Consider the following 12,058-nt stretch of genomic DNA (forward strand, 5'->3'; position numbering starts at 1 on the left):
GAAGTCGGGGATCAGGGTGACCTGGCTAGGCACCATGAACACCGAGAGGCAGGCCAGAAACCATATCCCCTTGCCCGGGAAGCGCAATCGGGCGAAGGCGTAGCCCGCCAGGGCCCCCACCTCTGCCCGCCAGGAAGCAGTCCGCCGGGAGTCTGTCCGGAGAGCCTCAACCCTATGAGGCCCGGAAGTTCCCGCATCTGTTCAGCATTGCTCGAGGGCTGGCGGAGTCGCCGCCGGGCCGGTCAGGGCTGCGGGGCCGGAGTGGGAACCGCACGGCGGCGCGCCCGCGCCCGGCCCGCCGCGTCGAGGGCCACGACCAGCACCGCGGCCAGCAGCAGGGTCAAGGTGATGGGCCGCAGCAGGAAAACGAACGACCGGTTGCCCAGGATGAACGCCTGCCTCAGCGACTGCTCCAGGCGGTCTCCCAGGACCATGCCCAGGACCAGCGCCACTGGCGGCATGCCCGCCCAGCGCATCGCGTAGCCCAGCAGGCCGAACAGAAAGACCAGCCACACGTCCGAGACCTGGGTGTTGACCGAGTAGGCCCCGACGGCGGCGAACAGGCCGATGGCCGGCATGAGGTACCGGGCCGGAATGTCCAGGATCCGGACGAACAGGGGAATCAGGGGGAGGTTGAGGATCAGCAGGATGACGTTGCTGATGTACAGCGACGCCACCACGGTCCAGAACAGTTGCGCCTGCTCGACCATCAGGCGCGGGCCGGGCTGCACCCCGTACATGAGCAGTACCGCCAGCAGCACGGCGGTGGTGCCCGAGCCGGGAATCCCCAGGGTGAACATGGGGATCAGCGCGCCGCCGGTGGCCGCGTTGTTGGCCGTCTCCACGGCCGCCACGCCCTCGATGGCTCCGGTGCCCAGTCGCCCGCGGGCGCGACCCACGCGTCCTTCCAGGGCGTAGGCCAGCATCGAGCCCAGGGTGCTGCCCGATCCCGGCATGACCCCGGCCAGAAACCCCACCGCCGTGCCCCGCCCGATGGGGCCGGCAGACCGCACCAGGTCCTCCCGGGACAGCCACAGGCGGCCGCGGATGGCCAGCCGTCCCTGCAAGGTCCGGCTCTCGTGGAGGAGGAAGTGCAGCACTTCGGCCACGCCGAAGATGCCGATGATGACCACCACGATGTCGATGCCGTCCAGCAGGATGTCAATGCCCAGGGTGAACCGAGGAATCCCCGTCTGGAGGTCCGAGCCCACCACCGACAGCATGACCCCCAGGACCACCGCCAGCAGGCCGCGGGTCAGCGAGCGGCCGATGAGGGTGGCCGACATCACCAGGGCGAAGACCATCAGGGCGAAGTACTCCGACGGGCCGAAGCGCAGGGCGAACCGGGCGATGGGCTGCGCCACGACGGTCAGGGCCACGACCGAGAGGGTCCCGCCGATGAACGACCCCACGGCGGCGATGGCCAGGGCGGGTCCGGCGCGACCCTGGCGCGCCATCTCGAATCCATCGAGGGCGGTCAGGGCCGACGACGCTTCGCCGGGGACCTTGAGCAGGATCGAGGTCAACGACCCTCCGTACATGGCCCCCAGGTAGACGCCGCACATCATGATGAGCATGGTGTCGGGCCGCACGGCGAAGGCCACCGGGATCAACAGGGCGACTGTCGTGGACGGGCCCAGGCCCGGGAGAATGCCCACCACGGTGCCCAGAAAACAGCCCAGCAGCGCCGAGAGGAGGTTCTCCGGCGTCAGGGCGCCGACCAGACCCGCCAGCAGATAGGTAAACACCGTCCTTCCCTCCCTACTCCCAGGGGAGGATCCCGGGAGGCAGGCGCACTCCCAGGACGCGGGTGAACAGCAGGTACACGGCCAGGGCGAACAGGATGGCGGGGAGGAAGGGACGACGGCCCCCCGTGAAGGCGAACCCGCCACTCAGGACCAGGGTGGTGGCGAGCACAAAACCCAGCCGGGGAAGCAGCAGGGCGTAGGCCGCCATCCCCGCCGCGATCAGCCCCAGGTCCCGCAGGGTGCTCGGGGCAACGGTCACTTCTCCCTCGCCATTGCCCTCCCGCAGGATGGCCAGGCTCAATCCCAGGCCCACCAGGCCCAGCATCAGCGGGAACGCCCGCGGCCCCAGGGGATCGGCCAGGGCCGGCGGGTTGGGGATGCGGGAGGCTTCCAGGGCGTACAGGGCCGACAGGACGGCCAGTGCGGCCGCGAACGCCCGGCCCGCCCGCATCCCTCGCTCCCCTGCCATCGCACTCCCCCGCCGCGGACCCGGTTACTGGACGACTCCCAGTTCCTTCAACAACGTCAGCGCCCGCTCCCGCTCCTGCTCCAGAGTCCGGGCAAACTGGTCGCTGGGGAGGAAGGCATCGAACAGGTTATAGCGGCGCAGCAGACCCTCCCAGTACTCCGCCTGTCGCATCCGGGCGAACGCGTTCACCCAGAAGGCCATCGCCTCCGGCGGGATGCCCGGAGGCGCAAAGACGCCGCGCCAGTGCTCGACGACCAGGTCGAGGCCGAAGTCCTTCCATACCGGCACGCCGGCCAGCTCGCCGGGCAGCCGCCGCGGCGCCGACACCACCAGCAACCGCACCTCGCCCGCTCGGAACTGGGTGATGGCCTCCGACAGGCCGGTGGAGATGACCTCCACATGTCCTCCCAGCAGCTGGGCCATCAGGTCCCCGCCGGCGCGGAAGGCCGTGATCCGCAGCTGGGCGGGTCGGGCGCCCACCGACTGGGCCGCCCGGATGATGTGGAACTGGTCGTTGCTGGGCACCGTGCCGACACCGAAACTCACCGAGCCAGGGTTCTGCCGGACGGCTTCCAGGACGTCCCGGGCTGTGCGGAACCGGGAGTCCTTGCGCACCGCCCACACCACGTAGTCGGTGGTCAGGCGGACCACCGGCAGGAAGTCCTGGTTCACCCGCAGCCGGGTGGTCCCCAGCAGCTCCGCCAGGTACGCCCGGTTGCTCTCCACCACCAGCACGTGGGGATCCCCGCGCTTCTGGGCCAGGTAGGATCGGGCGGTATTTCCTCCGGCCCCGCCCATATTGATGATGATGAAACGCGCGGGCGGGATCTTCTCTTTGCGGAACACCTCGGCGATGATCCGGGCATGCAGGTCCAGACCTCCGCCCGGGTCGCCGGCGGGCACCAGCTCTACGGCCCGGGTGGGTTGCCACGCCGGGCCCGCGACCGCGACGGTGGCGCCGGCACACGCCAGGGCGAGGATCACCGCTGCCAGCCATCCTCTGCTCATCCTCTGACCTCCTCTCTGACCAGCAGGTCCGTCAACGGGGACACTGCCGGGAGTAGTTCGACCTGCTTCACCAGCTCGTGAATGCGCCGAGCGCGGTCGGCCGACAGGACCTCTCCGACGAGGTCGAAGAACTTGCGGGTCAGCTCCTGCCAGGTCACGGGATTGTGCGGCGTTCCCCGGGCGTGGACCCGGAACTCCTCCAGCATCCGGCCGTCCCGCAGCCGCACCCGGACCCGGGCCGCGTGGCGGTACTCTCGGCCGCGGGCGTCCAGCTCGGGGTCGGCGACCACCCGTACGCGGCGGGACAGCTCCAGGACCGCCGGATCCCGCAGACGTTCGTCGGCAAACGACCGCACCGAGAGGCCGCCGTCCAGCAACAGGACGGCGACGGTGTAGGGCAGGTTCATCTGCGCCGTGGTGACCGTGTCGGGGGCGTAGGGCCAGCCCACATGGTCGCGGGTGCTGGTGGTGGTCTGGACGTCCACGGACTCCACCGTCTCCGGGCCCAGCTCGGGGCATCGCGCCTTCATGGCCAGCAAGGCGTCCACGGTGGTGTGGGAGCTCCCGCAGGAGGGGTAGATCTTGAACCCTGTCCCCAGCAGGGCGAACTGTTCCCCCAGTCCGTCGACGATCGACTCCAGGCCGCTGTCGTCGCCGATGAGGGTGGTGAGAAAGCCGCCGTACGGAGCTTCCAGCACCTCCCGGACGCCCCGGAATCCCATCGCGGCCAGGTCGGCGGCGTACACGCCGCTCTGGGCGCTGCGCCCCAGGTGCATGCGCTTGACCATGGATCCGTACTGGGCGGCCATCAGCCCGGCGGCCTGGGTGCCGGCGATGCCCAGGGCATCCCAGGTGGCGTCGGCGCCCAGTCCCAGGATGCGGCTGGCCGCCGCGGCGGCGCAGAACACGCCGGTGGTGGCGGCGGGGTGGTAGCCGCGGCGCAGCTGAGCGTACCCCGAGGCCAGGCCGATGCGGGCTCCGACCTCATAGCCGGCCACCAGGGCGGTGAGCAGAGTCCGTCCGTCCACGGCCGGCCCGCCGGCGCGCTCCCGCCGCTCGGCCACCGCCAGCGCCGCCGTGACCGAGACGGCGCCCGGGTGGAGGACGCCGGTGGTGTGGAGATCGTCCATCTCAAAGGCGTGGACCAGGGTGCCGTTGGCCAGCGCCGCGTTGGCCGCCGGCACCCGCCCCCCGTCGCCCCAGAGCGTGGCTTCGCTGCCCTGTCCCAGGGTGCGGACGAACCGGATGGCGATCTGGCCCCAGGGCAGGGTGCTGCCAAACAGGCCGCAGCCCAGGGTATCCAGCAGCCCGGCCCGGACGTGGCCGGCGACCTGGGCCGGGAGGTCCTCCCATCTGAGTCCCGCCACCCATTCGGCCAGCCGCCGGGTGGCCGGAACTCTGCCGTGCCTGTGCGTGGTCATGCCCTATCCTCCCGTCGCGTACCGGGCCTCCAGGGAGGCCCAGCGGTCGGCGTCCACCAGCACCTCCCGTTCCTGGAATGACACCACCTGCGCGAATCCGTCCACGGTCCCGGTCTCCCGAAGATGCCGGGCGCACGCCAGCATGGCGTGCAGGGCCGCCCGCTGCAGCTCGCCGGGATAGATCGCCAGGCGGTAGCCCAGCCGGTCCAGCTCGCGGGCGGGCACCACCGGGGTCTTCCCCCCTGCGAAGATGTTGATCATCAGCGGTCCCGGCAGGGACCGGGCGATGGCCTCAATCTCCTGCACCGACTGGGGCGCTTCCACGAAGAGGACGTCGGCGCCCGCCTCCCGGTAGGCCCGCGCCCGGGCCAGAGCCCCCTCCAGCCCCTCCACCGCCCGGGCGTCGGTGCGGGCGACGATCAGCACGCCGTCGCGCCGGGCCTCGACCGCCGCCCGCACCTTCTGCACCATCTCCTCCCGGGAGATCAGCGCCTTGCCCTCGTAATGGCCGCACTTCTTGGGCGTGACCTGATCTTCCAGGTGCAGGGCGGCCACTCCGGCCCGTTCCCACTCCCGGACGGTGCGGCGCACATTGAGGGGATTGCCGTACCCGGTGTCGGCGTCGGCGATGACCGGCAGATCGGTGGCCTCGCAGATGGCGGCGATGCGGTCCAGCATCTCCGTCATGGTCACCAGCCCCAGATCCGGGAAGCCCAGGCTGCGGGAGATGGCTCCGCCGCTCACGTACACCGCCTCGAAGCCGCAGCGCTGGACCACCTTCGCCGACAGCGGGTCGAAGACGCCGGGAGCCAGCAGGATCGGCCCCTCGGCCAGCCGCCGCTTCAGCCACTCCCGTGTGTTCATGGCCACCTCCTCACGTGAGCCACCGCACCAGCCACGGGACCACGAGAACCACGGTGGTGATGCGGATCAGGTGCAGGGCTGCAATGGCCGACGCGTCCAGCCCGAGCGCGTCGGCGGACAGCGACAGCTCGGTCATCCCGGCGGGAGCCGTGGACAGCACCGCCGCCGTCCAGGACCACCGCGCCGTGCGGACGATGATCCACGCCACCGCCACTGACAGGCTGAACAGCAGCGCGGTGAGGAGCAGCGCAGGCAGCAGGAACCGCTGGACCGGCAGGTCGTCCCAGCCGAACGACACCCCCAGCATCGCGCCGACGATCATCTGCGCGGCCCGCCGCACGCCCGTAGGGATCTCGGCCACCGGCGCTCCCGCCAGGCGCAGGGCGCCCACCGCCGCCAGGGATCCCACCAACGCGCCCGCCGGGATGTGCAGCCGCATGGCAGCCAGCCCGCCGGCGAGGCCGACCGCCAGCGTCATCAGCATCCTCATGTCAGCTCTCCGCCCTGGCGGGCCGTGACCAGTCGCGCCAGGGGCACCAGCACGATCAGGGTGAGCAGGACGCGTACCAGCTGGATCACCGTGACCAGAGGCACGTCCCGGTGGAGGGCGTCGGCCATGAGGATCATCTCCGGCATTCCCCCGGGGGTGCTGGCCAGCAGAGCGGTGCCCATATCGACGCGCAACAGCCCGGCCACCAGGAGGGCTCCCCCCAGGGTGCCCGCCACGGTGGCGGCCACCACCACCGCCACCGCCGGCAGCACCCGCCGCAACCGGTGCAGGGTCTGCGGGGAGATCCGCGAGCCCAGGGCGGTTCCGACCAGGATCTGGATCCCGCGGCGGATCTGGGGGTCCAGGGCCGGCAGGCCCGGGATCAAGGCGTGGGCTGCCAGCACCGCGAGCAGGGAGCCCAGCAGCGCCCCCGCGGGCAGCCGCAGGCGCAGCGCCACGTATCCGCCGGCGGTTCCCACGGCCAGCACGACCGCCACGCCCAGGGGGCCTGTCACGGGACTCCCCCCTCGCCTGCCGCCTGGCGGCGCAGGTAGTCGCGGATGCCTCCCGCTTCCAGGATGGCCGCCATCAGGGGAGGCAGGGGTGCCGCGCGGATCGCCACGCCCCGAGCGGGCACCCGGATCTCACCACAGCCCAGATCCACCTCCACCTGATCGCCGTCGGCGAGCGGCCCGGTGTCGCACTCGATCACCGGCAGCCCCACGTTCACCGCATTGCGGAAGAAGATGCGGGCGAACGACCGGGCCAGGACCGCGCCGATCCCCGCCGCACGGAGCAGCCGGGGCGCGGTCTCCCGGGAAGATCCCATGCCGAAGTTCTCACCGGCGGCGATAATGTCGCCGGGCCGGATCCGCCCCGTCAGGGTCGGGTCCAGGTCCTCAAACAGGACTGGAACGAGCGACGCGATATCCTCGGTCCGGCTCTTGTAGCGGGCGGGGATGATGTAGTCCGTGTTGATGTCGTCACCCAGCCGGTGCACGCGTCCGCGCAGGATCACGGCATCACCCCAGCAGGCGTCGGGGATCGGTGAGGGCGCCCGCGACCGCGGCCGCGGCCGCCGTGACCGGAGACGCCAGATAGATCTGCGCCCGGGGGTTGCCCATGCGGCCGCGGAAGTTGCGGGGGGAGGTGGCCACCACGGTCTCCCCATCGGCGGGCACCCCCTGGGACACGCCGGCGCACGGTCCGCATCCGGGTGGAATGAGTGTCGCGCCTGCGGCCACCAGCGTCTCGGCGATCCCCTGCCGGACCGCTTCGCGCAGGACCTCACGGGAGCCCGGGGCCACCACCAGCCGGACCCCCGGCGCCACCTGCCGGCCGGCCAGGATCCGGGCGGCGGCCCGCAGGTCGTCCAGCCGCCCGGCGCTGCAGGACCCGATGAACACATACTGCACCGGCGTCCCCTCCACGTCCGTGACGTCCACCACGTCGGCGGGCGAGTGGGGGCGCGCCACCTGGGGGGCGACGGCCGACAGGTCCACCGAGATGGTGTCCTCGTAGGCGGCGTCGGGATCGGGGTCCACGGCGCCGGAGGCATCCACTCCCCGCCGGGCCAGCCAGGTTCGCAGCACGTCGTCGGCGGGGAACACGGCGCACTTGGCGCCCAGTTCTACCGCGACGTTGGCCAGAGTGAACCGCGCGTCCATCTCCAGTCCTGCCAGTCCGGAGCCGGTGAACTCCAGGGCGCGGTACAGCGCCCGGCGCAGTCCCATCTGGCGGACCAGGAACTGGGCAACATCCTTGGCCGTCACGCCGTCGCCCAGGCCGCCGGCCAGCGCGACCCGCAGGGTGGAGGGGACCTTGAACCACAGCTGGCCGGTGGCCGCGGCCAGCGCCATGTCCGAGGATCCCACCCCCGTGGCCAGGCAGTTGACCGCGCCCAGCGTGGTGGTGTGCGAGTCGGAACCGATGGCGAGCAGCCCGGGCCGGGCGAAACCCCGTTCCGGCAGCACCACGTGACAGATGCCATCCCCGGCCTCCACCAGGTGCGCCCCGTGCTCCCGCGCGAACGCCCGCATGCGGGCGTGGATGTTGGCCACCACTTCGGTGGGAGGCGGGACGGCGTGGTCGAGAACCAACACCAGGCGCTCGGGATGGCGGGGTCGCGCGTATCCCAGCTCCCGCAGCGTCTCGATGACCAGGGGGCGGTTGCCGTCGTGGGCCATCAGCAGATCGACCCCCGCAGTCACCAGCATCCCCGCCCGCGCCTCGACCCCGGCGTGGGAGGAGAAGATCTTTTCCGCCACCGTCAGGCCGGCCATGATCTCAGGACCTGCTCGGCGGTCTCCAGCAGCGCCGCATCGGATACCTCGCCCGTTCGCTCCCAGGTCGGGGCGACCGCCGCCAGGATGCGGCGGGCCTGCTCGTCGGTCACCTCCAGACCCAGGGTGCGGAGCTTGGCCCGAAGCGCGTGGGTGCCGGTGTACGCGCCCACCGCGATGCGCCGGTGGTTGCCCACCGCCTCGGGTGGGATCGGCTCGTACAGCGGAGGGTGGGCGGTCACGCCCTGGACGTGACCGTCCAGTTTGTGGGCGAAGGCGTGGTCTCCTACCAGCGGCTTGTGGGCGGGCACTGGCACGCCCGACCACGCGGCCACCTGGTGGGCCAGGCGATACAGCAGATCCGTCCGGACGCCGGTCGCCAGCCCATAGAAGACCTCCAGGGTGACCACCAGCTCGTCCAGACTCGTGTGGCCGGCCCGCTCGCCCAGTCCGTTCACGCTGGCATCCACGATGGAGGCCCCCGCCTCCACGGCGGCCAGGGTGTTGGCGAGGGCTAGGCCCAGGTCGTTGTGGCAATGCACCTGAAAGGGCACGGCGAACTCCCGGACCAGGGTGCCGACCAGCCAGCGCATGGCGGGAGGGAACATGGCGCCGGCTGTGTCGGCCACGGTCAGCCGGTCGGCGCCGGCGTCCAGTGCTGTCTGGTACAGGGCGCGCACGTAGTCCAGATCCGCGCGGGTCGTATCGGTAGGCGCAAAGCGCACCACCGGGACCCGGCCTCGGGCATACCGGACGGCAGTCTCCGCCCGCGCCCGCATCTCCTCCCGGGTCATGCCGTGGAGCAGCCGCAGGCGGGCGTCGGAGCAGGGGAGCTGGACATCGAGGATGTCCGGGCCGCAGGCGACGGCCGCATTTACCTCGTCGCGCCAGGCCGGGCCAAAGACCTGGGCGATCACCTCCAGCTGGATGCGCACTCCCCGCTCCCGAAGCCGGCGCACGGCCGCCGCGTCGCCCGGGGACTTGCCGGGGTACCCCACCTGGGCTTGCGAGACGCCCACCTCATCCAGCAGGGTGATCAGGTCCACCTTCAGGTCCGGACCGAAGTTCACCCCGGCGGCCTGCGCGCCTTCCCGGGCCGTGCAGTCGCAGACCACCACCCGGGAAGGAAGTCGGAAGGCAGACCGGACGCGGGCATCGCCGGCCAGAGGAGTGACGGCGGCGGTCAGTCGGGGAGAGGCGTCCATGGTGCGGTGCCGGCGCTGGTCTCGCTCAGGAACCGGCGCAGGTTCTCCCGGGACCGCCGGATGTGCCGGCGCATCAACCGCTCAGCGGCCTCGGGGTCCCGCCGCCGGATGGCGGCCAGGATGTCCAGATGTTCCCGGGCGGCCGGCTCCGCCCGTTCGCGAAAGGCTCCCGACAGCGCGCGCGCCAGGGCCAGCCGGGCATACAGCCGCTCCGCCAGGATGGCCAGAGTCCGGTTCCCGGAGGCCTGGAGAATCTCCAGGTGGAAGTCCAGCCGGGGCGGGTGGTATTTTCCGGGCCGGCGGCCCACCTCCCGCAGCCGGGACTGGAGGCGCTGGTGAATCTGCCGGATCCGGGAGAGCGGCATGCGGACAGCGGCCAGCCGCGCTGCCATGCCTTCGAGGGCTTCGCGGGCCTCAAAAAGCTCTTCCAGTTGGTCGGTATTCAGGCGGACCACCCGCGCCCCGCGATAGGGGGAGACTTCCACGAGCCCTTCTTCGGCCAGCCGCCGCAGGGCTTCCCGCAGCGGCGTCCGGCTGACGCCGAGGTGCCGACTCAGCTCCTCCTCCCGCAGGCTGGCTCCCGGAGGCAGGGCGCCGTTGGTGATGTCGGCGCGCAGGCGGGAGTAGGCGAGCTCCTGGAGGGGTACCGAGGACCGTCTGGCAATGGTGGGCGCGCGGGTGGGCACGTCGTTACGCTCCCGACCGCTCAGGTGGATTTCCACACAATTTTGTATACAAAATTCGCGGCGTGTCAACCCGGCCGAGCCGCCGGAGGGGCCGGCTTTGACAGCGACGGGGAAGCTCAGTACCATCCCGGATGGAGCTTCCGCCGCCGCGCATCCCGGCGGAGTCCCAGGCGCACCCGATGGTCATCTCCAGCAGCCTGCCGGGCTGGCCAGCCGCCCGCATCAGGCGCGTCCTGGCCGGCCTGCCGCCAGCGCAGGGATATCGGCTGGAGGTCAAGCTCCTGCGCTACCGCACGCGCCCGCACCTGGCGGGCCTGTGCGACTATGAGACCCGCAGCATCGTGGTGCAGGTGCCCGAGCCGTTCCGGCCGTTTCGCGAGCGCATCGCCTATCGCGCCCGCCGCCTGGGGTCCCGGCGCGGCCGCGGAGTGTTCGCCTTCCGGTGGTTCTACCGCACCGTCCTGTTCCGGACCAGGGCCGAGGTGATCCGCTATCTGTACTGCCACGAGTTCTACCACTACTATCTGCACGAGGTCCTGGGGCGTGCCGGTTCAGCGGAGACGGCCTGCGACCGCTTTGCGCTCCAGTACTTTCGCCGGCGGCAGTCGGTGCGGTTGAACCCGGCTCCGGCGAGGTGACGACTGTGGCCGGCCGTGCGGTGGTGGTGGGAGCAGGCGCCGTCGGTGTCGCCGCCGCCTACTACCTGACTGTGGACGGGTGGCAGGTGACGGTGGTGGACCGGAGCGACGTCGGCGGGGGGTGTTCGTACGCCAACGCCGGCCTGATCACACCCAGCCACGCGGCACCCCTGCCTGGTCCCGGGGTGCTGCCGCAGGTTGCCCGGTGGGCCCTGCGCCCCGACAGCCCGGTCTACGTGCGGCCCCGTCCCGACCCGGAGTTTCTACGCTGGGGCGTGAGGTTCGTGCGGGCCTGCCGGGCGGGTGCGCACCATCGCGGCGCTCAGGCGCTGCGGGCGCTGGCGCGGTGGAGCCTGGAGCTGTACGAGTCCCTGCCCGGATCGCTTCGGGAGGCCTTCGGCTACCGGCGCGCCGGATTGCTCAACGTCTGGGTGACCGATGCGGGGTTTGGCCACGCGGCCGCGGAAGCGGACGCCCTGCAGCGGGAAGGGTACCGGGTCGAGTTGCTGTCCTCTCGCGAGGCGCGCGCGCGTGAACCCGCCCTTGGCCCGCGGGTGGCCGGGGCGCTGTTCGTCCAGGACGACGCCCACGGGGACTGTCACGCCTTCGTCCGGGCGCTGGCTCAAGTGGTGGCGGACCGCGGGGCGCGCGTGCTCACCGGCGTCACGGTCTGCGGGCTGGCCGTGCACCGGGGTGCTGTGCGGGGCGTCGAGGTCTCCCCCGGCGGACTGATGCCCGCCGACGTGGTGGTCCTGGCGGCGGGAGCGTGGACCCCTGCGCTGCTGGCGCCTGTGGGCATCCGCCTGCCGGTGGAGCCCGCCAAAGGCTACTCGGCCACCCTCACGGGATATGGAGGCGCCCCGTCAGCGCCGGTGTACGTCATGGAGCGCCGGGTGGCGATCACACCCCTGCCGGGTCGCCTGCGCATCGGTGGCACGCTGGAGCTGGCCGGCTTCGTGGAGGGCATCAACGCGCAGCGCTACCGCGCGGTCCTGGATGCGACCCGGCAGGCCCTGGCCACACCGTTGCCGGCGGACGGGCGGGCCTGGGCGGGCTTCCGACCCCTGACCGCTGACGGTCTGCCGGCAATCGGCCCCGTGCCCGGGGTCGGCGGCCTGTACGTGGCCACCGGCCACGGCACCCTGGGATTCACCCTGGCGCCCGGCACCGGCCGCCTGCTGGCGGACCTGGTGGGCGGGCGGGCGCCGCGGGTGTCCGCCGACCCGTTCCGGGTGGACAGGTTCTGA

Annotated in this window: 13 protein-coding genes; 2 read left to right on the plus strand and 11 right to left on the minus strand. The window is 71.8% G+C overall.

Annotation, left to right across the window (positions count from 1 at the left end; translation table 11 throughout):
- Positions 1–242: 242 nt before the first annotated feature.
- From RB150_10320 to RB150_10370, 11 genes are read right to left on the minus strand one after another with little or no spacing between them, the layout of a single operon-like run.
- Positions 243–1,748: a tripartite tricarboxylate transporter permease gene (locus RB150_10320; protein ID MDQ7820927.1), complete on the minus strand. Its 1,506-nt coding sequence runs from the start codon at positions 1,746–1,748 to the stop codon at positions 243–245.
- 13 nt (positions 1,749–1,761) lie between these two features.
- Entirely contained in the window at positions 1,762–2,217 is a 456-nt protein-coding gene (locus RB150_10325) for a tripartite tricarboxylate transporter TctB family protein (GenBank protein MDQ7820928.1), read from the minus strand.
- Between the two features lie 24 nt (positions 2,218–2,241).
- On the minus strand, positions 2,242–3,225 hold the full coding sequence (locus RB150_10330; protein ID MDQ7820929.1) for a tripartite tricarboxylate transporter substrate-binding protein: 984 nt from the start codon (positions 3,223–3,225) through the stop codon (positions 2,242–2,244).
- Positions 3,222–4,646 (minus strand): MmgE/PrpD family protein, encoded by a 1,425-nt coding sequence (locus tag RB150_10335; protein ID MDQ7820930.1) that lies wholly within the window; start codon positions 4,644–4,646, stop codon positions 3,222–3,224. The genes RB150_10330 and RB150_10335 overlap by 4 nt, the downstream gene beginning before the upstream one ends.
- Positions 4,647–4,649: 3 nt before the next feature.
- Positions 4,650–5,510, minus strand: coding sequence for an isocitrate lyase/PEP mutase family protein (locus RB150_10340; GenBank protein ID MDQ7820931.1), 861 nt, complete (start codon positions 5,508–5,510; stop codon positions 4,650–4,652).
- 10 nt (positions 5,511–5,520) lie between these two features.
- Complete coding sequence (locus tag RB150_10345) at positions 5,521–6,000, minus strand: AbrB family transcriptional regulator (GenBank protein MDQ7820932.1); 480 nt, start codon at positions 5,998–6,000, stop codon at positions 5,521–5,523.
- Positions 5,997–6,515 carry an AbrB family transcriptional regulator gene (locus tag RB150_10350; GenBank protein ID MDQ7820933.1) on the minus strand — a complete coding sequence of 173 codons (519 nt, stop codon included), beginning with the start codon at positions 6,513–6,515 and terminating at the stop codon, positions 5,997–5,999. Before RB150_10350 ends, RB150_10345 begins: the two co-directional genes overlap by 4 nt.
- Entirely contained in the window at positions 6,512–7,018 is a 507-nt protein-coding gene (locus tag RB150_10355; GenBank protein MDQ7820934.1) for a 3-isopropylmalate dehydratase, read from the minus strand. Before RB150_10355 ends, RB150_10350 begins: the two co-directional genes overlap by 4 nt.
- 4 nt (positions 7,019–7,022) lie before the next feature.
- Positions 7,023–8,282 carry an aconitase/3-isopropylmalate dehydratase large subunit family protein gene (locus RB150_10360; GenBank protein MDQ7820935.1) on the minus strand — a complete coding sequence of 420 codons (1,260 nt, stop codon included), beginning with the start codon at positions 8,280–8,282 and terminating at the stop codon, positions 7,023–7,025.
- Positions 8,270–9,487, minus strand: a complete 1,218-nt coding sequence (locus tag RB150_10365) for a hypothetical protein (protein MDQ7820936.1) — start codon at positions 9,485–9,487, stop codon at positions 8,270–8,272. Before RB150_10365 ends, RB150_10360 begins: the two co-directional genes overlap by 13 nt.
- Positions 9,466–10,242, minus strand: coding sequence for a GntR family transcriptional regulator (locus RB150_10370; protein ID MDQ7820937.1), 777 nt, complete (start codon positions 10,240–10,242; stop codon positions 9,466–9,468). The genes RB150_10365 and RB150_10370 overlap by 22 nt, the downstream gene beginning before the upstream one ends.
- A 110-nt stretch (positions 10,243–10,352) precedes the next feature.
- Between RB150_10370 and RB150_10375 the strand changes: the two genes are divergently transcribed.
- Together RB150_10375 and RB150_10380 are read left to right on the plus strand one after the other, a co-directional pair.
- Positions 10,353–10,811 carry a hypothetical protein gene (locus RB150_10375; GenBank protein ID MDQ7820938.1) on the plus strand — a complete coding sequence of 153 codons (459 nt, stop codon included), beginning with the start codon at positions 10,353–10,355 and terminating at the stop codon, positions 10,809–10,811.
- 5 nt (positions 10,812–10,816) lie between these two features.
- The gene (locus RB150_10380; protein ID MDQ7820939.1) at positions 10,817–12,058 is read left to right on the plus strand and encodes an FAD-dependent oxidoreductase; all 1,242 of its coding nucleotides are present in this window, start codon (positions 10,817–10,819) and stop codon (positions 12,056–12,058) included.

It is taken from the genome of Armatimonadota bacterium (assembly GCA_031081675.1).
Classification (GTDB): domain Bacteria; phylum Sysuimicrobiota; class Sysuimicrobiia; order Sysuimicrobiales; family Kaftiobacteriaceae; genus Calidihabitans; species Calidihabitans tengchongensis.